Raw genomic sequence first — 23,365 nt, 5'->3', positions numbered from 1 at the left:
GCGGGCCGTTGTATTTAGGACTTCTGCGCTTCTACTTGCTGCTGCGCCAGCCGTTTTTCATTCCCGGCTTTATAGCGCTGGGCAATGAAAGAACACACCATTAACTGCACCTGATGGAAGATCATCAGCGGCAGCACGATAATCCCCACGGAACTGGCCGGGAACAGGATGTTGGCCATCGGGACACCGTTCGCCAGACTCTTTTTCGAGCCACAGAACAGCACCACAATCTCGTCCGCACGGCTGAAGCCAAACAGGCGCGATGCCGCCAGGTTAATCGCCAGTGCGATAAACAGCACCAGCACGCTGCCAACCAGAATCCACAGCAAGGTATCCACGCCCACGCGATGCCAAATGCCGTTCACCACCGCTTCACTGAAGGCGGAGTAAACCACCAGCAGAATCGAGGTTTGGTCGGTTTTACCAATCAGGCTGCGATGCTTCTCGACCCACGCGCCAATCCAGCGACGCGACAGATGTCCTAAAACAAACGGCACCAGCAGTTGCAGCATAATTTTGCCAATCTGCTCCAGACCGTTGCCCGGCATTTCGCTGTGCACATTCATCACCAAATTCACCAGCAGCGGCGAGACAAATACGCCGAGCAGGCTGGAGGCTGAAGCCGCACAGACCGCAGCGGCGACGTTGCCGCCCGCCATTGAGGTGAAGGCGATTGAGGATTGCACGGTCGCTGGCAGAATACACAGATAGATAAAGCCGGTGTAAATCTCCGGGCTGACGTTAACCGGATGCCACCAGACAATCAGCAAACCAATAATCGGGAAAATCACAAAGGTGCTGCACATAATCCACAAGTGCAAACGCCAGTGGCTGCTGCCGGCAATGATCTTCTCGCGCGACAGTTTGGCGCCATGCATAAAGAACAGCAGGGCGATGGCGGCGGTGGTCAGATATTCGAAGATATCGACAAAGACGCCTTTGGCAGGAATAAAGCTGGCCAGCAGCACGGTAATGATGAGTTTAATCATCATCGGATCGAGGCGTAAAAATCCCATTGTTAAAATCCGGTTAAATTTAGAAAAATGATGGTGCTGATTGTGCGCCTGCTGGGTTTAGAAATAAAATTGATTTATTGCATCAATCTATGAGCGATATCGATGAATTACACCTTACGTCAGTTGCGTACCTTTGTCGCGGTGGCGCATCACGGCAGCTTCAGTCTGGCCGGCCAAGCGATTGGTTTAAGTCAGTCGGCGGTCAGCCATAGCATTAAAGAGCTGGAAGCTGAAATGGGCGTGCGCTTGCTCGATCGCACCACGCGGGAAGTGATGCTGACCGAGGCGGGGCAGCAGCTGGCCACACGGCTTAATCGTCTGCTGGACGACCTCAATACCACCGTGTTGGATGTGCGCAGCTATGGCGAACAGCGCAGCGGCACGGTGCGTGTTGCCGCCAGCCAAACGCCTTCTGCCCATCTGATGCCGCAGTGCCTGGCCAGCAGCCAGCAGCGCTATCCGGATATCCGCGTCATCCTGCATGACCGCGTACAGCAATGGGTGCTGCAAAGCGTACGCAATGCGGAGGTTGATTTTGGCATTGTAATTGGCCCGCTCAACGACACTGATTTTGACAGCGAAGAGATTTTGCAGGAGCCTTTTTTACTGCTGTGTCATGAAGATGACGAGCTGGCGCAAATTGAACAGGCGCAATGGTCGATGCTGGCCGGACGCAATATGGTGCTACAGGATTATGCTTCCGGCAGTCGCGTGTTAGTTGATGCCGCGCTGCAACAGCTGGCTTTGAGTGTGCATGTGGTGCAGGAAATCGGTCATCCCGCTACGCTTTATCCGATGGTGGAAGCGGGAATTGGCATCAGCATTCTGCCTGCGCTGGCCTTGCCGTTGCCGTCAGGACGCAAACTCACGGTGCGGCGTCTTTATCCGGAAATTAATCGCAGCCTGATGCTGATAAAGCGCAAAAACCGCTCGCTGACACCCGCCGCAGAAGCGATCTGGCAGGAAGTGCGCCAGCAGGCAGCCCTGCTGACGCAACAACGCATGCTAAAGCCGGCGTTTTAAACGTACACGTTGATTTGATTGGTATCAGTTGGGCGGTTAATACCATCAGCTTTGGTGGCCGCAGGTTGCTGTGCTTCCTGTTTCTGTTGCGCTTTCTCAGCTTGCTGCTGCTCAATTTGCGCGATTTGCGCTTCAATCATTTGAATCTGTGATTGCAGCATCTGCTCCTGTTCAGACTTTTGCTCATCGGTGAGCGTATCGTCGCTGGAAAGATCTTTCAGCTGCTTAGTGATGGATTGAATCTGTTTATAGAGGCTGGCGATTTCTGAGGTGGAACCGCCGCCGCTACTTGCGGTGCTGACACTACCTACGCTGGATATAGACATGGTTTTCTCCTTGCAATAGACCATTATCGTTATCGGTCAGAGTATAAGGAGGCTTGAGGGCAGGGAGTGTTAAACTTGCGAAAAGGGTTCGTTGGGATTTAGCGCATTAACCACAGATTTAACGCATAGCAAAAAGGCGCCTTTAGGGCGCCTTTTTACATTGGTGGGTCGTGCAGGATTCGAACCTGCGACCAATTGATTAAAAGTCAACTGCTCTACCAACTGAGCTAACGACCCGAAGTGGTGGGTGATGACGGGCTCGAACCGCCGACCCCCTCCTTGTAAGGGAGATGCTCTACCTACTGAGCTAATCACCCACTTCGGTACTGCTTAACAAGAGTGTCATCTGACTAAGATATGGTGGGTGATGACGGGCTCGAACCGCCGACCCCCTCCTTGTAAGGGAGATGCTCTACCAACTGAGCTAATCACCCATATCTTATCTCTTGTTCACTGCGGGCCATCTTTAAACCTTCTAAAGAGTGGTGGGTGATGACGGGCTCGAACCGCCGACCCCCTCCTTGTAAGGGAGATGCTCTACCAACTGAGCTAATCACCCCCGCTGTGTGGAGTCGCATTATAGGGATCCTTCAAAGTGAGTCAACGGTTTTTAAAACTTAAATGTGCGTTCGCTTTAAAAATAATCATCGTGGGGTGCTTTTCGCCAATGTGCTGGTTTTATTAGCAGAAAAGCGCACAGCAAACCGGGATGCCACCGCGACAATCATTGAGGAATCAGCCTCACCTGCTAGAATGTGCGCACTGTTTTTTCGCGTTAACCCGTTTTTTTGTCATCCAGACAATGAAACCTGCGCATTTAAGGCAATGCTGAATGAAAATCAAAACTCGCTTCGCACCCAGCCCAACGGGCTATCTGCACGTAGGCGGTGCTCGTACTGCTCTTTACTCCTGGCTTTATGCTCGCCATAACAAAGGCGAATTCGTTCTGCGTATCGAAGATACCGATCTGGAGCGTTCCACACCGGAAGCCATTGAAGCCATCATGGATGGTATGAACTGGCTGAGCCTTAACTGGGATGAAGGTCCGTATTATCAGACCAAGCGTTTTGATCGCTACAACGCGGTGATCGACGACATGCTGGAAGCGGGCACGGCCTATAAATGCTACTGCAGTAAAGAACGTCTCGATGCGCTGCGTGAAGAGCAGATGGAAAAAGGCGAAAAGCCGCGTTATGACGGCCGCTGCCGCGACAGCCATGAACATCACGCCGCTGATGAGCCGTGCGTGGTGCGCTTCCGCAACCCGCAGGACGGTTCTGTCATCTTTGACGATCAGATTCGTGGTCCGATTGAATTCAGTAATCAGGAACTGGATGACCTGATCATTCGTCGTACCGACGGTTCACCCACCTATAACTTCTGTGTGGTGGTGGATGACTGGGATATGGGCATCACTCACGTGATTCGTGGTGAAGACCATATCAACAACACGCCACGCCAGATCAATATCCTGAAAGCGATCGGTGCAGAAGTGCCAACTTACGCGCACGTATCAATGATCCTCGGCGATGACAGTAAGAAGTTGTCCAAACGTCATGGCGCTGTTGGCGTGATGCAGTATCGTGATGACGGTTATTTGCCGGAAGCGCTGCTCAACTATCTGGTACGTCTTGGCTGGTCACATGGCGATCAGGAGATTTTCAGCGTGCCGGAAATGGCAGAGCTGTTCACTCTGGATGCCGTGAGTAAGTCGGCCAGTGCTTTCAATACTGAAAAACTGCAGTGGCTAAATCATCACTACATTAATACGCTGCCGCCGGAGTACGTTGCTACGCAGCTGCAATGGCATATTGAGCAGCAGAAGATTGATACCCGCACCGGTCCGGAGTTGGCAAAGCTGGTTACCTTACTGGGCGAGCGTTGCAAAACCCTGGTAGAGATCGCGGCATCTTGCCGTTACTTCTATGAAGAGTTTGAAGCCTTTGATGCTGACGCGGCGAAGAAGCATCTGCGTCCGGTCGCGCGTCAGCCGCTGGAAGTGGTGCGCGACAAACTGGCTGCAATCAGCGACAGCAACTGGAACGCTGAGAATGTGCATCATGCAATTCAGTCTGCGGCAGATGAGCTGGAGCTGGGAATGGGCAAAGTCGGTATGCCACTGCGTGTAGCGGTGACCGGTTCTGGTCAGTCACCGGCGCTGGATGTGACGGTGGAAGCAATTGGTCGCAGCCGCAGCGTTGCGCGAATCGAAAAAGCGCTGGCATTCATCGCGGAGCGCGAGGCAAACGCATAATATGAAAAAGCCGGAAGCATCTGCTTCCGGCTTATTTATTCTTCCTGAATCCCCAGACGTTCCAGTACGCCTCGAATTCCCTCCCGCAACAACAACGCCGCAAATTGATCTTGCTCCGCTGCCGTCATTTGCTGGACAGAATTTATTAATAACGCAGGTAACGTATTTTGTTGTGCACCGTAATTAGCCGCCGGTTCGTTCGCGTGGCGGGTGGATTGAACAAAGCTCTTTACGCGCTCATCTATATGGATCAATCGCGCTTTACCGCCCTGAACACCGGGCTTTGGCGTGGTTGTCCAGTTTTCACGCTTGATCCATTTATTCACCGTTTGCCGACTGTAGCCCGTTTCCTGCGCGAGCTCCTCGGGGGTAAGCCATTCCTTTTTCACGATGCTGTCCCTGTTAAATACATTAGTTCTACATATTACAACAAAACGTAACGGGGAAAAGTAACCTGAACAGAAAATGCCTTCTGCTCTCCAACAAAAGGCAAAATTAGGTTATTGCGCCTGGCTCACTGCGGGTTGTTCCGGACGGAAAGCGATGAAATAGGTGAGGCCAACAAAAATTGCACCGCCCACGCCGTTACCGAGGAACACCGCGATCACGTTTGGCGCAAATTCCGCCCAGCTCATCTGCCCGGCAAAAATTGCTGCCGGAACAATAAACATGTTTGCGACGACGTGCTGGAAGCCAATCGCCACGAACGCCATCACCGGGAACCACATACCGAAAATTTTACCTACCACATCTTTACTGGCGAAGGCGAGCCACACCGCCAGACACACCAGCCAGTTGCAGCCCACGCCGGAAATAAAGGCATGCAGGAAATCGGCATTCACTTTTGCGTGCGCAATCGCCACGGTTTTTTTCAGGTAATCGCCTTCGGTCATGCCCAGCATGTGACCAAAGAACCATGCAACCGCAACGCTGCCAATGAAATTGGCGAGGGTAACCCAAAACCAGTTACGCAGAACGCTGAAGCCACTGATGCGACGAGCGAACCAGGCGATGGGCATCGTCATCATATTGCCGGTCAGCAGCTCGCCACCCGCCAGTACCGTCATGATCAACCCGACCGGGAACACCGCGGCGCCGAGCAGCACGCCGAACGAACCCCATTCAGCAGGCAGTTGGTTAATGACATGCAGATCGAGCAGGAAGCCAGTGGCGATAAACGCACCGGCCATAAAGCCAAGAATCAACAAGGTGGAGATAGGCAGGCGGCTTTTAGCCACGCCAGCTTGAATCGCCAGTTGGGCGATCTCTTTAGGTGTATGCAGCGACATAGTTCACTTTTCTTTTATGGATTAATGGGGACGTTGCTGGCCGGTCATTGAGAGAACACCCTGGTAGGATGACCGGTTAATTAGCGCGCTAAGTTTTACACGCACTTTTAACGAAAACAAGACTGCTTCTAACATCTTTAACCTAAAGTTAACGCAGGGTTGAGGTTGGAGTGGGGAAGCATTGCCGGATGGTGCATATAAATAGTCGCGCAGCGGGATGGCGTGTTGAAAAAAAAACCATGCTGACGCGGGGTTGACGCCTTTTTCAGCGATCAAACACAGAACGAAAATTTGACGTTGACACTCAAGGGGCGGTTTCATATTATCCCGTCCGTCGAGTTTACTCGGCAGTTTTTCGGTTCGGGGGTATAGCTCAGCTGGGAGAGCGCTTGCATGGCATGCAAGAGGTCAGCGGTTCGATCCCGCTTATCTCCACCAAACCGCTCCCAACGGTTTGACCGAAAAATGATTTCCAGATGTGGGGGTATAGCTCAGCTGGGAGAGCGCTTGCATGGCATGCAAGAGGTCAGCGGTTCGATCCCGCTTATCTCCACCAAATCTCTGTTCATTCTGAACACATTCAAAAAAATACCTTCTTAAACGCAACGCAGTAAATTGCGATTTTTGTCGTTTGAAGGGCCGCCATTTTGGCGACCTCATCACTCACCACGCAAATTATCATCAGGCCGTAACAGCCTGCGGCTGCAATTGCAGCACCCGGAAACCGTGCGTGCCATCGCGATCCAGCTGCGCCACTAAACCGTATTCCCAGTCCAGATACGCCTGCATCACGCCCGCTTCAATATCGGTGCCTTCATATGGACGGCGATAGCGATCAATGGCCGGGGACAACAGTTGCTGCTCTCCTTGCTCCGTTGGCAAACCCGCTTCGCGCCAGGCAGCGTTACCGCCCTCCAGCACAAACACCGGCTTGCCGGTCAGCTCAGCCACTTGTTGCACCGCATAACCCGCTAGCAGGCTGCTGCCGCAGGTCAGAACATAGCGACGTGCCTCCGGCAACAATGCTTTGCCTTGCTGCTGCAGGGTAGAGCGCAGCAACCAGGCCGCGCCCGGAATATGGTTGTGGAGATGGTTCGCGCGCGTGGTGAAATCCAGTACCTGCGTTTGCCCTTCCTGCAACCATTCCGCTAACTGCTGCGGTGAGATGAATTCGGGTTGAGCGACGGGCGGCACCTGCGCTTTCCAGTTACCGCGTTCACTGAAATCACTGGCCTGCAGCTCCTCCAGCACCGAAACCTGCCAGCCAAGCTGCGCCAGCCAGGATGCGGTCATATTGGCGCGCACGCCGTCATCATCAATTAGCACAATGCGCGCACCGCGCACGCTGGCGTAATGATCGGTCTCCTGCACCAGTTGACCTCCCGGCACATGGCGGCTGCCAGGCAGATGCCCGGCGGCGTATTCGTCGGCATCACGCACATCAAACAGATAAGTGGTACGCGTCTCCTGCTGCCAGCGTTTCAGCGTGGCGAGTGGGATACGTTCCACACCGGCGCGATCGGCGATGATGCGCGCATTGTTCGCCGCCTGACGCTGTGCGGTTTCGCTGGCCTCACCGTAGCGGCGCGACTGGCCTTTATCCAGCGCATGCCCGGCCAGCGTCCAGCCGATGGTACCATTACGCAGTGCGAACACCGGATTGCGAATCCCGGCGTTCACCAGCGATTGCGTACCAATGATACTGCGCGTGCGGCCGGCGCAGTTCACTATCACCGTGGTCTCCGGCGATGGCGCGATGTCACGCACGCGCAGCACCAGTTCACCGCCCGGCACGCTGGTGGCGCCTGGAATACTCATGGTTTGATATTCATCGAAACGACGCGCATCGAGCACTACCACGTTAGCATCGCTGTTAATCAGCTGATGCACCTCGTCCGCAGATAAAGAAGGTGTGTGATTGTGATGCTCAACCAGTTCGCCAAACGCTTTGCTGGGTGAATTCACGTCGATAAACAGTTCGCCGCCCGCCGCTTGCCAGCCGGCCAAATCATCTGCCAGCAGCGCGACATTGCTGTAACCCAGCGCGGCAATCCGTTCGGCAGCGGTTTGCGCCAGGCCTTCGTTACCGTCATACAGCGTGATCGCGGTGGTGCGCTGCGGAATGCGGTCCAGCAGCTCAAGCTCCAGTTTTGACAGTGGAATATTCACCGCAAACAACGGATGCGCGGTGGCAAACAGCGCTTCATCGCGCACATCGACAATCGCCACTTCCTGCTGCTGACGCAGGGCCTCAATAATTTCCGCCGCCTGGCGTAAAGGGAAAACCGGTTTAGTCATGTGAAAGGTCCCAAATGTTCGGTAAGTAACGGTTGCTGTAACCGGAGATAAACGTTTTTTCACTGCCGTCTTCGCGGTAGACCGCGCGTTTGACCGCGCCAATGTTGGCGCCATAAACGTGAATGCTGATGGAGACGCGGTCGTCATAGGCGTTGCTGACGCGATGAATATCGCCTACCGTCGGCGACACCGCTTCAACGCGGCCGGGATCGAGTCGGACTGGCGCGCCTTCCGGCTGCAATCCGTTTGGCCCCGGCTGCCAGGATTGTGAAATCTCTGCGCCGCGCAGCATGCCAATCAGTCCCCATACGCGATGGTCGTGAATCGGCGTTTGCTGGCCTGGCCCCCAGACGAAACTCACCACCGAAAAGCGTTGCTGCGCATCGGCATACAACAAATATTGTTGATAGTGTTCGGGATGAGGTTGGGTAAAGGCGTCGTCCAGCCAGTCGTCGTGGCGAATCAACTCGCCAAGCCACGCGCTGCCACGTTGTAACACCGTGGCCTCTTCCGGCTGCGCATCCAGCAAGTTGGCAAGATTGGCGACAAAATCTCGCAGGCGCTGGTGCTGATACTGGCTCATAAGCTTCAGGCGCTCCTTTTCTCGGCGGCTGAGAGCGCATCGACTTTCTCGCGCGTCAGCGGAATCAGCTCGCGACCATATTCCACCGCATCGTTAAGCGGATCGAAGCCGCGAATCAGCACGCTATGAATGCCAAGGCGATAATATTCCAGCAGTGCATCGGAAACTTGCTCCGGCGTTCCCACCAGCGCAGTGGAGTTGTAGCCGCCCTGGACCAGTTTTGCGACGCCGGTCCACAGCACTTTATCCAGACGATCGCCTTCATTGGCGGCAGCGAGTAAACGCTGCGCGCCAACGCTCTGCGGCTTCGCCTTACCAAAGGCAAAGCCACTTTCGTTAAGCTGTTTTTCAGCCGTGGCGCGGATGTGCTCCGCACGTTCCCAGGCTTCTTTTTCAGTTGTGCCAAGAATCGGCCGGAACGAGATGTTGAAGTTAATTTCGCGGCCCTGTCTGGCGGCAGCGGCACGCACGTTGCGTACCGTCTCTTCCGCGCCTTTCAGCGGCTCGCCCCACAGCGCAAACACATCGGCATGGCGTGCTGCAACATCAATCGCCTCCTGCGACGATCCGCCAAAATAGATGGGCAGTTTATTCTGCAGCGGTTTGATGGCTGAGAACGCCTGCTCGGCCTGATAAAACTGGCCTTGATGATCGTACGGCTGCGCGGATTCGAGACTCTGCTTCAATACGGTGAGGAACTCATCGCTACGCGCATAGCGCTCGGCTTTATTGAGGAAGTCACCGTCGCGGCGCTGCTCGGCATCGCTGCCGCCGCTGATGATGTGCACCGCTAAGCGACCGTCGGTGAGGTGATCAAGCGAAGCCAGCTTGCGCGCCGCTAACGTCGGCGAGACAAAGCCGGGACGATGCGCAAGCAAAAATTTCAGCGTCGAGGTGTGCGCCGCCGAGTGCGCGGTGACCAGAAAACCATCCGGCTGATCCGACCAATAGCCCACCAGAATGCGATCAAAACCGGCGTCTTCGTGCGCCCGCGCAAAACGCGCAATGTACTCTTTATCGAACAGCGGGCCGCTAGCCGGAATAATTTCGGAAGCGAGGCGGTGGCCTATCATGCCTAGGAATTGAATGCTCATGCGGTTCTCCTGAAGTGACGTCATGGAGAAAAACTACGGGCGCAGGCGGTGTGAACGGAAATTCAATATTGTGCAAAGGTTTTGCGTTTAACAGTGAAGCGGGTGATAGCGGGGGAAAAGCGGAAGCGACGCGGATTAGAACTGATGGAAATAATTAAGAACAGAAGGGCGAGCCGCAGCTCGCCCCGTATATCAGAAGGCCAACACCAGACCAGCGATAGCGGCTGACAGCACGCTCACCAGCGTTGAACCGTACAGCAGTTTCAGGCCGAAGCGTGAAACCACGTTACCTTGCTCTTCGTGCAGACCTTTAATCGCGCCTGCCACAATCCCGATTGAGGAGAAGTTAGCAAAGGAGACCAGGAACACAGAAAGAATACCTTCCGAGTGTGGCGACAGCTGACCGGCGATTTTCTGCAGATCCATCATTGCCACGAATTCGTTGGAAACCAGTTTGGTTGCCATGATGCTGCCTACTTGCAGCGCTTCGTGTGAAGGAACACCCATCACCCACGCAAATGGATAGAACACATAGCCCAGCACGCCCTGGAAGCTGATGCCGAAAATCAGGTCGAACAGCGCGTTCAGACCGGTGATCAAGGCGATAAAACCAATCAGCATTGCGGCAACAATCATCGCAACTTTAAAACCGGCGAGGATGTATTCGCCCAGCATTTCGAAGAAGCTCTGGCCTTTATGCAGGTCCTGCAGTTGCAGATCTTCTTCGCTGTCCACGCGGTACGGGTTAATCAGCGACAGCACAATAAAGGTGCTGAACATGTTCAATACCAGCGCGGCCACCACATATTTTGGCTGCAGCATGGTCATGTAGGCGCCGACAATTGACATCGAAACGGTCGACATGGCAGTCGCTGCCATGGTGTACATACGGCGCTGTGACATTTTGCCAAGGATATCTTTATAGGCGATGAAGTTTTCTGACTGTCCCAAAATCAGAGAGCTCACGGCGTTAAAGGATTCCAGTTTGCCCATACCGTTTACTTTGGACAGCACGGTACCAATGCCGCGAATCACCCACGGCAAAATGCGGAAATGCTGCAAAATACCGATTAACGCAGAGATGAAAATGATGGGGCAAAGCACGTTGAGGAAGAAGAAAGCGAGACCTTTTTCGCTCATATTACCAAACACGAAGTTGGTGCCTTCGGCGGCATATTTGAGCAGATGATCGAAGAAACCTGCGAAGCCCTGCACAAAGCCGAGACCGATGGAGGAGTTCAGGAAGAACCAGGCCAGCAGAATTTCGATTACCAGAAGTTGAACGATATAACGAAGACGGATGCTTTTACGATCGTGGCTGACCAGCAAGGCCAGCACCGCTACCACCACTAGTGCTAAAAGAAAATGCAAAACATGGGACATGTCGGCTCCAAATTTGAGGAGGGTTGTATTTTGTTGCGTATTCTATGTAACGCGTTACTTAAAAACGAGATCAAAACCACATTATAAGTATTCGCTATCGCGTTTTTTCTCAGATAAGTCTGACCGCTCACAACCCTATTACAAATTCATCACAAGAAATATCCACAAAAACATTGTCTATAAAATAACCCAAGAGTAGAGTCTTTTGCGTTGCATTTGTTTTTAGCAAGAACTGACTTTACCGCAATGTATAGCAATGGCTATACTTTATAGCACCATCTATTACTACAATAACTATAACCAAATTTCATCTGCCTTGAATGACCCTTAATCTGGACAGGTCAACAAGCATTAGGACAGGGTAAAACTATGCTAGAAAGCCGCACCGCCGAGCGCGCCGCTCGCGGAGCCAGAAAGATCAAACTCGCGCTGCTGGGCCCCGCCTTTATTGCGGCGATTGGCTACATCGATCCCGGCAACTTCGCGACCAACATTCAGGCCGGCGCCGCCTATGGCTACAAGCTGTTATGGGTGGTGGTGTGGGCCAACGTCATGGCGATGCTGATCCAGCTGATGTCCGCCAAGCTGGGCATTGCTACCGGCAAAAATCTTGCAGAACACATCCGCGATCGCTTCCCGCGCCCGGCGGTGTGGTTCTATTGGGTGCAGGCGGAAATCATCGCCATGGCCACCGATCTCGCTGAATTTATCGGCGCGGCGCTCGGCTTCAAGCTATTACTTGGCATTTCCCTGCTGCAGGGTGCGGTGTTAACCGGTATCGCGACCTACCTGATTCTGATGCTGCAAAGTCGCGGGCAGAAGCCGCTGGAACTGGTGATTGGCGGTCTGCTGCTGTTTGTAGCGGCGGCTTATATTGTGGAGCTGTTTTTCTCCCAGCCTAAAGTGAGTGAGCTGGTGGTTGGCATGGCGCTGCCATCGCTGCCAACATCGGATGCGGTATTCCTCGCTGCTGGTGTGTTAGGCGCCACCATTATGCCGCACGTGATTTATCTGCACTCGGCGCTGACGCAGCACGGCAATAAAGGCAGCAAGGCGCAACGTTACAGTTCAACCAAGCTGGATGTGGCTATCGCCATGACCATCGCTGGCTTTGTGAATCTGGCGATGATGGCCACCGCCGCCGCGGCGTTTCACTTTAGCGGCCACTCCAGCATCGTCGATCTCGATCAGGCATACCTAACGCTGCAACCGCTGTTGGGTGAAGCGGCAGCAATTGTGTTTGGTTTGAGTCTGGTGGCTGCCGGTCTCTCCTCAACCGTGGTTGGCACGCTGGCGGGACAAGTGGTGATGCAGGGCTTTATCCGTTTCCACATTCCGCTGTGGTTCCGCCGCACTATCACCATGTTGCCCTCTTTTATAGTAATTTGGGCGGGCTGGGATCCCACGCGCATTCTGGTAATGAGTCAGGTGCTGTTGAGTTTCGGTATCGCGCTGGCGCTGATTCCGCTGCTCTCCTTTACCGGCAACCGCGAATTGATGGGCGATGAGATGGTGAACTCGCGTCTGATGCAAAATGCCGGGCGGCTGATTGTGGTGCTGGTGATCGCCCTCAATCTCTATTTGCTGGTCGGCGAAGCGCTCGGTTGGTAACTGCCAGAGAAAAGAAAAATCCCGCCATTGTGCGGGATTTTTTGTTTAGTGATGATGGTGATCGTGGTGACCTCGACGCTCATCATGGCGATGATCGTGGCGGTGATGTTCACGACGTTCACGCTCATGCCAGCGGCGTTCGCGCTCACGTTCATAGGCGCGATGACGTTTCCACTCTTCGTGACGCCACCAGCGATGATCGTTGTACTGATAACGATCGTTCCACCAGCGCGGCTCGCGCCAGCGACCGCCGTCCCAGTAATTACCGTGACGATCGCGATCGCCGAGATGAAGCGTAACGCCCGGACCCAAATTGATGGTGGCGCTGTCGGCTTGTGCTGTGCTGATAGCCAACGGGGATAAGGTTGCCAGCAAGGCGGCAAACAAAATGGCACGTTTCATAACTTCTCCTTTTCAGTAGCTTATAACTGCCACCGTTGCGCTAGTTTGCCACATCGGACCAGGTAAGCCTTGAGAATCAGTCTGAAAACGCTGAGGGAAATCTGAAATGAGAATTTTCTGCTGCGGAAAACGCCCGACAAATGCCGGGCAGGTAAACGTTTACACTAAGATATTGTGGATAGCGTCGATCTCATCCTGGCTTAGTTCCGGCTGGCTCAACATCTCAACCGCATCATCAATTTGCGCGGTTTTACTGGCGCCAATCAGCACCGAGGTAACACGCGCATCGCGCAGCACCCAGCTCAGCGCCATCTGCGCCAGCTTCTGGCCGCGCTGTTGGGCAATCGCCTGCAGCTGACGCACTTTTTCCATCTTCTCTTGCGTCAGCTGGTTTTCATTCAGGAACTTACTGCCGCTGGCGATGCGCGAGTCTTGTGGAATACCCTGCAAATAGCGGTCGGTTAACACGCCACCCGCCAGCGGCGAGAAGGCGATGCAACCAACGCCGTTGTCGCCCAGCACATCCAGTAAACCCTGCTCAGGCGTACGTTCAAACATCGAATAACGCGGCTGGTGGATCAGGCAAGGCGTGCCGAGGTCGCGCAGAATCGCAATCGCTTCGGCAGCTTTGTCTGCCGGATAGTTGGAGATGGCGGCATACAGCGCTTTGCCCTGACGCACCACCTGATCCAGCGCACGCATGGTCTCTTCCAGCGGCGTTTCGGGATCGGGGCGGTGATGATAGAAGATATCAACATACTCCAATCCCATGCGCTTCAGGCTTTGATCGAGACTGGAAATCAGATACTTGCGCGAACCCCAATCGCCGTATGGGCCGTCCCACATGGTGTAACCGGCTTTAGTTGAAATCACCAGCTCGTCACGCAGTCCCTGAAAATCCTCGCGCAGAATGCGACCAAAGTTGGATTCCGCCGATCCCGGCGGCGGGCCGTAATTATTGGCGAGATCGAAATGGGTAATGCCGCGATCAAAGGCATGGCGCAGCAGTTCACGGCTGTTATCGACGCGCGTACTGTCGCCAAAGTTATGCCACAAACCCAGTGAAATCGCCGGTAACTTCAGGCCGCTACGGCCACTGCGGCGGTATTGCATCTGTTGATAACGTTCGGGATGGGGAAAAGCACTCATGCAGCGTTCCTGTCTCATAGGGGAGAAAGTGACATCAGCATATCAGTGTATGCGTTTACACTAAGGCGAAACGCGCCGAAGATCGCAACTTACAGAATTATCTGTCGTCGTAACGAATGCTTGCCACAAATCACCACGCCACGATGATGAATATCTCGCCAATTCAGCCACATCGCTAATACTCGTGATTATCCCCTTAACAAGGAGCTGTCGATGAAAAAACCGAATGTTGGCGATTATTTACTGCACCGATTACAGCAAGCTGGCATCCGTCATCTGTTCGGCGTGCCCGGCGATTACAACCTGCAATTTCTCGACAGCGTGATTGCGCATCCCGACATTGCCTGGGTTGGCTGTGCCAATGAACTGAATGCGGCGTATGCGGCGGATGGTTACGGGCGCTGCAACGGTGCGGCGGCACTGCTGACCACCTTTGGCGTCGGCGAGCTCAGCGCTATCAACGGCATCGCCGGCAGCTATGCCGAATATGTGCCGGTGATTCATATCGTTGGCGCGCCCGCCAGTCAGGCGCAACAGCAGGGCGATTGTGTACACCATTCGCTGGGCGACGGCGATTTTGGTCACTTCCTGCGTATGGCGCAGGAAGTAAGTGTGGCATCGGCGGTGCTGACGGCGGAAAACGCAGTGACTGAGATTGATCGCGTTATCAGCGAGGCGCTAACGCAACATCGCCCCGGCTATTTATTGCTGGCGGTGGATGTGGCGGCGGCTGAGATTTCGCTACCAGAGGAAAAAGCCACAGCCGCAGATAACCATCAGCAGGTTGCCGTGGCCTTTGCCGATGCGGCAGAACGCTTGCTGGCACCAGCACAGCGCGTGGCGCTGTTGGCTGATTTCCTGGCCTCACGCTGGCAGTTGCAGCCACAGCTTGAGGTGTTGCGCCAGCTGCGTGCGATTCCTGCCACCACCTTGTTGATGGGCAAGGGCGTGCTGAACGAGCAGCAGCCGGGCTTCGTCGGTACGTACGCCGCGCAAGGCAGCAGCGATGCGGTGCGTCAGGCCATCGAAGATACTGACGTTACGCTGTGCGTCGGCGTGCGGTTTACCGACACCTTAACCGCCGGCTTCACACAAAATCTGCCCGCCGAGCGCGTGATCGATCTGCAGCCGTTTCAGGCCACGGTCGCTGGCGAGGTGTTTGCGCCGTTGAGCATGCAGCAGGCGCTGGCGGCGCTGAAGCCGATTTATCAGCGTCACTGCGCGCACTGGCGGCTGGCAGATGCGCCTGAGTGCGAGGAAAGTGAGCAAATTGCTGCGGCGGTAATCAGTCAGCAGGCATTCTGGCAGGCCATGCAGCGCTTCCTGCAACCCGGTGATATTATCCTTGCCGATCAAGGCACTGCGGCCTTTGGCGCGGCGGCGCTGCGTTTACCGCAGGATGCACAACTGTTGGTGCAACCGCTGTGGGGATCGATTGGCTATACTTTACCCGCCACTTTTGGTGCGCAAACCGCGCAGCCAGATCGGCGGGTCATCCTGATCATTGGCGATGGCTCTGCGCAGCTGACGATTCAGGAGTTAGGTTCGATGCTACGCGACGGCCAGCAGCCGATTATCTTCTTGATTAATAACGATGGTTATACCGTTGAGCGCGCGATTCACGGTGCTGAGCAACGTTACAACGATATCGCGCAGTGGAATTGGACCGCGTTGCCGCAGGCGCTGAGCCAGCAGTGTGCGGCGCAGAGCTGGCGCGTCAGCGAAACGGTGCAACTCGACGCGGTGATGGAACAATTAATGCAGAATCGACGTCTGTCGCTGGTGGAAGTGGTGATGGACAAACAGGACTTGCCGCCGCTGCTACGTAAAGTCACCGCCGCACTGCATCAGCGTAATAGTGGCTAAATTTCGGAAAGTTGCCGCTGGGAAGTCGGGCAGGTGATCGGTAGGCTGTGCAGCATCTTTGAATGGATTACGCCCATCGTGCAGGTGGGCGTTGTTGTTTTATTGGCAGGCTTTTATAGTGTCCTGCAATTGTTTATGACCCAAGCGGAGCAGCAGAAGAATGACAACATACGCCCTGGTCGGCGATGTGGGCGGTACCAATGCCCGTCTCGCATTGTGTGAGGTAGAAAACGGCGCTATCTCGCAAGCCCAAACTTTCTCAACATCAGACTACGACAATCTCGAAGCGGTGATTCGCCACTATCTGGACGAGCAAAAACAGGACATTAAGCACGCCTGTATCGCTATTGCCTGTCCGATTACCGGCGATTGGGTGGAGATGACCAACCACGATTGGGCGTTCTCGACCAAAGTGATGAAAGAGCATCTGGCGCTGGAAAGCCTGGAAATCATTAATGATTTCACCGCCGTTTCTATGGCGATTCCGATGCTGAGCGAACAGGAAGTGATTCAGTTTGGCGGTAGAGCGCCGGTTGAAGGCAAGCCTATCGCGATTTATGGTGCGGGTACCGGCCTCGGCGTCAGCCATTTAGTGCACGTGGATAAGCGCTGGATCAGCTTGCCGGGCGAGGGCGGTCACGTTGACTTCGCGCCAAATAGCGAAGAAGAGGGTGAAATTCTCGAAGTGCTGCGCGCGGAGATTGGCCACGTTTCGGCGGAACGCGTGCTGTCCGGTGCCGGTTTGGTCAATCTGTATCGCGCCATTGTGAAGTCAGATGAGCGTGAGCCAGAAAACCTCAAGCCTAAAGATGTCACCGAACGCGCATTAAAAGATACCTGCATTGATTGCCGTCGCGCGCTGTCGCTGTTCTGCGTGATCATGGGCCGTTTTGGCGGCAACCTGGCGCTGAATCTGGGCACCTTCGGCGGCGTTTATATCGCGGGCGGTATTGTGCCGCGCTTCCTCGATTTCTTTAAAGCTTCCGGTTTCCGCGCGGCATTTGAAGATAAAGGTCGCTTCCGCGATTATCTGGTCGATATTCCGGTATATATGATCACTCACGATCAGCCGGGCTTACTCGGCGCCGGTGCGCACCTGCGTCAGGTGTTGGGCCGCGAGCTGTAAACACGCAGGCGAGCGGCATCCGCCGTTCGCCTTATAATCTCATCAACTGCCGAAAGGCTTTCACCTTGCTGCGACTCACCGGCACCTGCGCATCCAAATCACGCAACTTCACCAAATAGGTATTGTTAAACCACGGCTCGATTTCACGAATCTTGCTCAGGTTGACGCAGTAAGAGCGATGGCAGCGGAAGAACTGCTGTTCCGGTAAACGGCTGCAAAACTCACTGATCACCATCGACATCACATAGGCTTCGCGCCGCGTATACACAAACGTCAACTTCTCGTGCGCCTCAACGTAATAAATCTCGTTGATATCGGTGACGATAATGCGTTCATCTTTCACCAGATTGACGGTTTGTGGCGAGCTGGTGGCTGCGTTTTGTGGTTGCAACTGCTGTTGCGCGCTGGCTTCCAGTTTCTGCAGCATGGTCATGATGCGCGACTCATGATACGGCTTGAGAATGTAGTCAAACGCGTCCAGCTCAAACGCTTCAACCGCATGCTCTTTCCACGCGGTGATAAACACAATCAATGGCTTATGAGCAAACTGATTGATGTTTTGCGCCAGCAGCATGCCATCAAGCGAAGGAATGTTGATATCGAGGAAAATCACATCCACACGATGGTTCTGCAGATATTTCAGCACTTCCAGCCCATCATCAAAGCAGGCCTCAACGCTGATTTGGCTATGTTGCTGAATCATCCAGCTTAACTCTTGCTGGGCGAGAAATTCGTCTTCAACGATGATGGCTTTCACGTGGCGGTTTCCGTGGTGGGGCGCAGCGGGGCAGGCAGCCGCTGGCCATTCTTGCTAAGCGTAAAGGCGATTTCCGTGCCGGGATGATGGCGGGTGATGACCAAACCCTGGCCGGAGAGCAGCTTAACGCGATGATGCACATTCAGCAGACCAATTTTGTTGCCGGGCATCTCGTTTCGCGCCACGCGGCTCATCACATCATCGCTGATGCCATCACCGGTATCGCGCACCGCAACGCGCACCCGATCGCCTAAATCCTTCACGCTCAGCGTCACTACGCCTTTGCCGCGGCAAGGCTGAATGCCGTGCACAATCGCGTTCTCTACCAGCGGCTGAATCAGCAGGCTGGGCAGCGTGAAGTGCAGATCTTCATCCACGTCATAAATCATCGACAGCTTATCGCCGAAACGCGCCTGCTCAATCGCGATGTAATCCTTCACCTGCCACAACTCTTTCTTGATATCGATAAGCTCGTCATCGTTGAGTTCGAGGTTGTAACGCAGATAACGTGACAAATTGATCACCAACTGGCGCGCGGTGTCCGGATTAAGGCGAATCGAAGAGGAAATAGCATTCAGGGCGTTAAACAGGAAATGCGGGTTAATTTTGCTCTGCAGTGCGCGCAATTCTGCCTTGTTCGCCATCTCACGCAGCTGTTCAGCCCGCGAGACTTCCAGCTGGGTGGAGATGATTTGCGACAGCCCAATCGCCATCTCTTTCAGCGACCCGGTGATGCGATGCGCACGGCGATAATAGATTTTTAGCGTGCCTGTCACTTCCCCTTTTTCCCAAAGGGGAATAACCAGCATCGAGTGAATATCTTTGGTGCGATGTGCCTCGTCGTTGTTTTTAATAATAATTTTACCGCTGGCGATCGCCTGCGCGGTGGTCGGGCTGATGGCATCATCGCCGTTATGATAGTTCTGCTCGCCGTAGCCGACATAGGCGAGAATCTGTTTGTTATTGGTGATGGCGACCGCATCGGCGTGAATGTCGGTGCGGATGATATCGCACACTTTATGCAGCGACTGGCTATCAACCTGGCGAAACAGCGGCAATGTTTTGTTGGCGATCTCCAGCGCAAGCTTGGCCTGACGCGCCGCAATCGCCTCTTTTTCACCTTCGACGCTCTGCACCAGCAGCACGATTAAACCGATGCTTGAGGCGCCCAGAATCATCGGTAGCGCAATTTCGGACACAATCGCCAGTCCCAGCGTCATCGGCTTGGCCCACAGCACAATCAGCAGCATGGTCAGGCTTTCGCACAACATGCCGCCAAGAATACCGGCGCGCCAGCGCTGCTCTTTATTCACCCGGCGGTTGATCACGCCCGAAGCGATACCGGCAATGATGCTGGTGAGCAGGCAAGGCACCGCCGTGACGCCATCCATATCAATTAGATAGCGATGCAAACCGGCAATCACGCCGGTGGCGATGCCTACCCACGGACCAAACAGAATGCCGCCGGACATCACCGCAATCACGCGCACATTGAGCAGAGATCCGTCGACGTTAATGCCTGACCAGGTGCTGAACAGCGCAAACAGCGAGAATATTGCCGTCACCACCAGTTTTTCTCGCACCGAATGCTCATCTTTTTGCAACAGCTGACGAAACACCCGCGTGCGCGTGAGGAAGAACAGACAGATCAGCATCAGCGCCGCGCGGTCAAAAACCGCCAGCAGCATGTCGAAGTGGGAAGGCAAGGGCATCTCTCAGGCAAGAAACGGGAGGCTATGATAAAAAATGTGGTCACGATCCGCCAGCGCCACGGCAATCTGCAGACCTTTCTCGTAGCCGGGATCAATTTTGAGCATGCCTGATCGCCATAAATAGCGACATCCGCCAAAAGAGGAAAACTTGAGTAACAAAAAGAGGATTAGCGAAAGCGTGCGCCGATCGCTGGTTGTCAATACGCCGGTTTGCTATGTTGCCGGATAAAAAGGGGAGCTTAGCCATGCAATTACTCACGCCACGTTTGTCCCTCAGTCGACTTCAACCTGAAGACTGGCGGATTTTCAAAGCGGTACATCAGGACCGCGCGACCATGACGTGGGTCAGTGAAATCCCGGATGAAAACGATATTCGTCAACGCTTTACTGAGCGTCTGGCGCCGTGGCAGGCGAGCAGTTTTCATATGCTGTGTCTGGTGGCGCGCATCCGGGAAACCGGCGAGCCGATTGGCCTGTTTGGCTGCAGCGCCGAGTGGCATCCTTATCGTCAGGCCGAAGTGGGTTACATGCTGCGTGCGGCGTTTACCGGAATGGGTTATGGCAGTGAAGCGCTCAACGCGCTGTGCCAGTTTTTGCTACAGGCAGAATTTCATAAGCTGAAAGCGATGGTGATTGAGGGGAATTGGCCGTCGCGCCGCATTCTTGAGAAGAATGGTTTCGTCCTTGAGGGTACGCTGCGGGATAATTATCTGCTAAACGGCCAATGGGTAAGCGATTGGGTGTTTGGCCGCCTGAATCCGCAACATTAAAAAAATTTCCGTCTGCTCTCGACAATCTTGTTATCAGCGCGTTATGTTCTTGGTGCGGTCACCACAGTGACCCACGTCGCTCGGACGGTCCGGGCGCTTACGTAAACCAGAGGACATCATGGCTGATAACAGCACACCCCGTCGTTTCTCGCGTATTGAACGCCTTCCCCCGTATGTTTTTAACATTACCGCTGAATTGAAGATGGCTGCGCGTCGGCGCGGCGAAGACATCATCGATTTTTCGATGGGCAATCCGGATGGCCCCACGCCGCCGCACATCGTCGAAAAACTCTGCCAGGTGGCGCAGCGCGAAGACACGCACGGTTACTCAACCTCGAAAGGTATTCCCCGTTTGCGTCGCGCGATTTCGCGCTGGTACGCAGACCGTTATCAGGTAGAGATCGATCCAGAATCGGAAGCAATAGTCACCATCGGCTCCAAAGAGGGTTTGGCGCACTTGATGCTGGCCACGCTCGATCACGGCGACACCGTGCTGGTGCCGAACCCCAGCTATCCGATTCACATTTACGGCGCGGTCATTGCCGGCGCGCAGGTGCGTTCTGTTCCTTTGGTAGCGGGCGTTGATTTCTTCAACGAGCTGGAGCGGGCGATTCGCGAAAGCTACCCCAAACCGAAAATGATGATTCTCGGCTTCCCGTCGAACCCTACAGCGCAATGCGTTGAGCTCGACTTCTTTGAGCGCGTCATCGCGCTGGCGAAGCAGTACAACGTGCTGGTCATCCACGATCTCGCCTACGCTGATATCACCTACGATGGCTGGAAAGCGCCGTCGATTATGCAGGTGCCAGGCGCGCGTGATGTGGCGGTAGAATTCTTTACCCTGTCGAAAAGCTACAACATGGCGGGCTGGCGCATCGGCTTTATGGTCGGTAACAAAGAGCTGGTCTCCGCGCTGGCACGCATCAAAAGTTATCACGATTACGGCACCTTCACGCCACTGCAGGTCGCGGCGATTGCGGCGCTGGAAGGCGATCAACAGTGCGTGCGCGATATCGCTGAACAATACAAACGCCGCCGCGATGTGCTGGTGAAAGGCCTGCACGAAGCGGGCTGGATGGTCGATCTGCCGAAGGCGTCGATGTACGTCTGGGCGAAAATTCCCGATCACTACGCGCATCTTGGCTCACTGGAGTTCGCCAAATTACTGATGCAGGAAGCCAAAGTGTGCGTCTCGCCGGGCATCGGTTTCGGTGATTACGGTGATACCCACGTGCGTTTCGCGCTGATTGAAAACAGCGATCGTATTCGTCAGGCGGTGCGGGGGATTAAATCGATGTTCCGTGCCGATGGCATTTTGCCGGGAACGGTGAAAGCGCTGGAAGAAGAAGAGGAATAACCATTAAGTGGGGCGACTCAGCGTCGCCCCGCCTGGCGGCTCTACAGCATCAGTACAAAAGTACCGACCCAAAGCAACAGGAAGAAAGAAATTCCCATCAAAGCGTATCTCACAAAACAACTCCTCTGAGCGGCTACCCGGCGGGCGATCCCAAACCCGCGTAACCCGAACAGAATAAGAGAAAGGTGGAGTTCATCATCGCTACACGCTTTCTTCTCAGGTCGCTCCAGGCAAGCCCGAAACAGGATCGAGGGCTAATTTACGCGGATTTGTCCCAAAAATAAATAGGCCGCTTCTGAGATATTGCTCACATTTTCAGCGGGTCTCAATCTCCGGTATCGCCGACATTCCCACGCGCAGTTTGGCCAGATCCGGCTGGTTTTCATCGAGCACAATTTTCACCGGTAAACGCTGTACCACTTTGGTGTAATTGCCGGTGGCGTTGTCCGGCGAAATGGCGGAAAAGGTCGCGCCCGTAGCTGGAGCAATGCTGTCGACGTGACCGCTAAATACCTTGCCCGGCAAGGCATCCACCTTCACGCTCACTTTCTGCCCTTGCTGCACATCCGCCAGCTGCGTTTCCAGATAATTAGCGGTGATATAGGTTTGCTGCAGCGGCACCACCGCCAGCAAACGCGTGCCTGCGCTAACGTAGGCGCCGAGGCGCACCGAACGTTGACCGACCATGCCATCCACCGGTGCCACAATCCGCGTGTAGGAAAGATTGAGCTGCGCCTGATCGACGCTGGCCTGCGCGGCAGCGACATCGGCAGCGGCCTGACGCACCGCAGCTTGTAGCACGCCAACCTGCTTGACGGCGGAAGCCAGCGCCGCTTCGCTCTGGCGGACGGTAGCCGAGGCGGAGCGCTGCGTTGAGTTGGCTTTTTGCTGATCGTCTGCGGCGATGGTGCCACTTTTATACAGCTGGTTGTAACGCGCGGCGCTTTGTCCGGCGTACTGCGCGGAAGCCTGGCTCGCCGCTAACGTGGCCTTCGCCTGGTCGATAGTGGATTGCTGCTGTTCCAGCTGCGCCTGGCTACTCAAACGCTTCGCCTCGCTGACCTGCAAATTGGCCTGCGCGGTCTCTAACGCCACGCGGTAATCGCGATCGTCGAGTGTCGCCAGCAGTTCGCCGGCCTTTACGCGCTGGTTGTCTTGCACGTTGACGCTGGCGATGTAGCCGGAAACTTTCGGTGCAACCAGCGTGTAATCGGCATTCACGTAGGCATCGGTGGTGCGGTGATCGTTGCCGGTCATTGATGACCAGACAAAAAAGGCCATCGCTAATAACACCAGTAATAAGGCGCTCAACAGCACCGTTCTCTTCAAAGCAAAAGCTTGCATATCAA

The 23,365-nt window shown here is 54.6% G+C and carries 21 protein-coding genes and 6 tRNA genes; 9 read left to right on the top strand and 18 right to left on the bottom strand.

The window, feature by feature from the left end; translation table 11 throughout:
- Positions 1-14: 14 nt before the first annotated feature.
- On the bottom strand, positions 15-1,016 hold the full coding sequence (locus tag MWH02_RS14340) for a bile acid:sodium symporter family protein (RefSeq protein WP_101763582.1): 1,002 nt from the start codon (positions 1,014-1,016) through the stop codon (positions 15-17).
- Between the two features lie 102 nt (positions 1,017-1,118).
- Between MWH02_RS14340 and MWH02_RS14335 the strand changes: the two genes are divergently transcribed.
- Positions 1,119-2,039, top strand: a complete 921-nt coding sequence (locus MWH02_RS14335; protein ID WP_101763583.1) for a LysR family transcriptional regulator — start codon at positions 1,119-1,121, stop codon at positions 2,037-2,039.
- Here MWH02_RS14335 and MWH02_RS14330 read toward each other — a convergent pair.
- The 5 genes from MWH02_RS14330 to MWH02_RS14310 all read right to left on the bottom strand — a co-directional run bounded on the left by MWH02_RS14330 (position 2,036) and on the right by MWH02_RS14310 (position 2,924).
- Complete coding sequence (locus MWH02_RS14330) at positions 2,036-2,365, bottom strand: FlxA-like family protein (RefSeq protein WP_101763584.1); 330 nt, start codon at positions 2,363-2,365, stop codon at positions 2,036-2,038. The two genes, MWH02_RS14335 and MWH02_RS14330, sit on opposite strands and share 4 nt — an antisense overlap.
- 161 nt (positions 2,366-2,526) lie before the next feature.
- Positions 2,527-2,602 (bottom strand) — tRNA-Lys (locus MWH02_RS14325).
- A gap of 4 nt (positions 2,603-2,606) precedes the next feature.
- Positions 2,607-2,682: transfer RNA gene (locus MWH02_RS14320), tRNA-Val, on the bottom strand.
- Positions 2,683-2,723: 41 nt separating this feature from the next.
- Positions 2,724-2,799: transfer RNA gene (locus tag MWH02_RS14315), tRNA-Val, on the bottom strand.
- A gap of 49 nt (positions 2,800-2,848) precedes the next feature.
- A tRNA-Val gene (locus MWH02_RS14310) sits at positions 2,849-2,924 on the bottom strand.
- Positions 2,925-3,197: 273 nt separating this feature from the next.
- Here MWH02_RS14310 and gltX point away from each other — a divergent pair.
- Positions 3,198-4,619 (top strand): glutamate--tRNA ligase, encoded by a 1,422-nt coding sequence (gene gltX, locus MWH02_RS14305; RefSeq protein ID WP_101763585.1) that lies wholly within the window; start codon positions 3,198-3,200, stop codon positions 4,617-4,619.
- A 35-nt stretch (positions 4,620-4,654) separates the two neighbouring features.
- Here the strand turns inward: gltX and MWH02_RS14300 are convergent, their stop codons facing one another.
- Complete coding sequence (locus MWH02_RS14300) at positions 4,655-5,008, bottom strand: YfeC-like transcriptional regulator (RefSeq protein ID WP_101763586.1); 354 nt, start codon at positions 5,006-5,008, stop codon at positions 4,655-4,657.
- Positions 5,009-5,119: 111 nt separating this feature from the next.
- A complete protein-coding gene (locus MWH02_RS14295; RefSeq protein WP_101763587.1) occupies positions 5,120-5,908 on the bottom strand; it encodes a formate/nitrite transporter family protein in 789 nt (262 codons plus the stop codon).
- 362 nt (positions 5,909-6,270) lie between these two features.
- Here MWH02_RS14295 and MWH02_RS14290 point away from each other — a divergent pair.
- Together MWH02_RS14290 and MWH02_RS14285 are read left to right on the top strand one after the other, a co-directional pair.
- A tRNA-Ala gene (locus MWH02_RS14290) sits at positions 6,271-6,346 on the top strand.
- 42 nt (positions 6,347-6,388) lie between these two features.
- Positions 6,389-6,464: transfer RNA gene (locus MWH02_RS14285), tRNA-Ala, on the top strand.
- Between the two features lie 125 nt (positions 6,465-6,589).
- Here MWH02_RS14285 and MWH02_RS14280 read toward each other — a convergent pair.
- The 4 genes from MWH02_RS14280 to MWH02_RS14265 all read right to left on the bottom strand — a co-directional run bounded on the left by MWH02_RS14280 (position 6,590) and on the right by MWH02_RS14265 (position 11,266).
- Positions 6,590-8,206, bottom strand: a complete 1,617-nt coding sequence (locus tag MWH02_RS14280) for a rhodanese homology domain-containing protein (RefSeq protein ID WP_271460883.1) — start codon at positions 8,204-8,206, stop codon at positions 6,590-6,592.
- A complete protein-coding gene (locus MWH02_RS14275) occupies positions 8,199-8,789 on the bottom strand; it encodes a cysteine dioxygenase family protein (protein ID WP_101763589.1) in 591 nt (196 codons plus the stop codon). Before MWH02_RS14275 ends, MWH02_RS14280 begins: the two co-directional genes overlap by 8 nt.
- A 5-nt stretch (positions 8,790-8,794) precedes the next feature.
- Positions 8,795-9,883, bottom strand: coding sequence for an LLM class flavin-dependent oxidoreductase (locus MWH02_RS14270; protein WP_271460882.1), 1,089 nt, complete (start codon positions 9,881-9,883; stop codon positions 8,795-8,797).
- 192 nt (positions 9,884-10,075) lie between these two features.
- On the bottom strand, positions 10,076-11,266 hold the full coding sequence (locus MWH02_RS14265; protein WP_101763591.1) for a NupC/NupG family nucleoside CNT transporter: 1,191 nt from the start codon (positions 11,264-11,266) through the stop codon (positions 10,076-10,078).
- A 369-nt stretch (positions 11,267-11,635) separates the two neighbouring features.
- Here MWH02_RS14265 and MWH02_RS14260 point away from each other — a divergent pair, with 369 nt between their 5' ends.
- Positions 11,636-12,877, top strand: a complete 1,242-nt coding sequence (locus MWH02_RS14260) for an Nramp family divalent metal transporter (protein WP_008101352.1) — start codon at positions 11,636-11,638, stop codon at positions 12,875-12,877.
- 45 nt (positions 12,878-12,922) lie between these two features.
- Here the strand turns inward: MWH02_RS14260 and MWH02_RS14255 are convergent, their stop codons facing one another.
- Positions 12,923-13,279 (bottom strand): DUF2502 domain-containing protein, encoded by a 357-nt coding sequence (locus MWH02_RS14255; RefSeq protein WP_271460881.1) that lies wholly within the window; start codon positions 13,277-13,279, stop codon positions 12,923-12,925.
- A 159-nt stretch (positions 13,280-13,438) separates the two neighbouring features.
- Positions 13,439-14,428 (bottom strand): L-glyceraldehyde 3-phosphate reductase, encoded by a 990-nt coding sequence (gene mgrA / locus MWH02_RS14250; RefSeq protein ID WP_101763593.1) that lies wholly within the window; start codon positions 14,426-14,428, stop codon positions 13,439-13,441.
- Positions 14,429-14,641: 213 nt separating this feature from the next.
- Here mgrA and MWH02_RS14245 point away from each other — a divergent pair, with 213 nt between their 5' ends.
- Positions 14,642-16,294: an alpha-keto acid decarboxylase family protein gene (locus tag MWH02_RS14245; RefSeq protein ID WP_271460880.1), complete on the top strand. Its 1,653-nt coding sequence runs from the start codon at positions 14,642-14,644 to the stop codon at positions 16,292-16,294.
- A gap of 160 nt (positions 16,295-16,454) precedes the next feature.
- Entirely contained in the window at positions 16,455-17,420 is a 966-nt protein-coding gene (glk, locus tag MWH02_RS14240; RefSeq protein ID WP_101763595.1) for a glucokinase, read from the top strand.
- A 31-nt stretch (positions 17,421-17,451) separates the two neighbouring features.
- Here the strand turns inward: glk and MWH02_RS14235 are convergent, their stop codons facing one another.
- On the bottom strand, positions 17,452-18,177 hold the full coding sequence (locus MWH02_RS14235; RefSeq protein WP_101763596.1) for a LytR/AlgR family response regulator transcription factor: 726 nt from the start codon (positions 18,175-18,177) through the stop codon (positions 17,452-17,454).
- Positions 18,174-19,865, bottom strand: a complete 1,692-nt coding sequence (locus MWH02_RS14230) for a sensor histidine kinase (protein WP_101763597.1) — start codon at positions 19,863-19,865, stop codon at positions 18,174-18,176. The genes MWH02_RS14235 and MWH02_RS14230 overlap by 4 nt, the downstream gene beginning before the upstream one ends.
- A gap of 269 nt (positions 19,866-20,134) precedes the next feature.
- Between MWH02_RS14230 and MWH02_RS14225 the strand changes: the two genes are divergently transcribed.
- A complete protein-coding gene (locus MWH02_RS14225; protein WP_271460879.1) occupies positions 20,135-20,659 on the top strand; it encodes a GNAT family N-acetyltransferase in 525 nt (174 codons plus the stop codon).
- Positions 20,660-20,777: 118 nt separating this feature from the next.
- Positions 20,778-22,016, top strand: coding sequence for an alanine transaminase (gene alaC / locus MWH02_RS14220; RefSeq protein WP_008101332.1), 1,239 nt, complete (start codon positions 20,778-20,780; stop codon positions 22,014-22,016).
- Positions 22,017-22,057: 41 nt separating this feature from the next.
- On the opposite strand, the gene ypdK is transcribed toward alaC, so the two are convergent.
- Together ypdK and MWH02_RS14210 are read right to left on the bottom strand one after the other, a co-directional pair.
- On the bottom strand, positions 22,058-22,129 hold the full coding sequence (ypdK, locus tag MWH02_RS14215; protein ID WP_099686956.1) for a membrane protein YpdK: 72 nt from the start codon (positions 22,127-22,129) through the stop codon (positions 22,058-22,060).
- Positions 22,130-22,331: 202 nt separating this feature from the next.
- On the bottom strand, positions 22,332-23,360 hold the full coding sequence (locus MWH02_RS14210; protein ID WP_110866531.1) for an HlyD family secretion protein: 1,029 nt from the start codon (positions 23,358-23,360) through the stop codon (positions 22,332-22,334).
- Positions 23,361-23,365: the final 5 nt, after the last annotated feature.

It is taken from the genome of Pantoea leporis (genome assembly GCF_028048155.1).
Taxonomy (GTDB): Bacteria; Pseudomonadota; Gammaproteobacteria; order Enterobacterales; family Enterobacteriaceae; genus Pantoea; species Pantoea leporis.
Note: the sequence above shows the minus strand (reverse complement) of the source record. Positions and strands in the feature narration are given on the sequence as shown.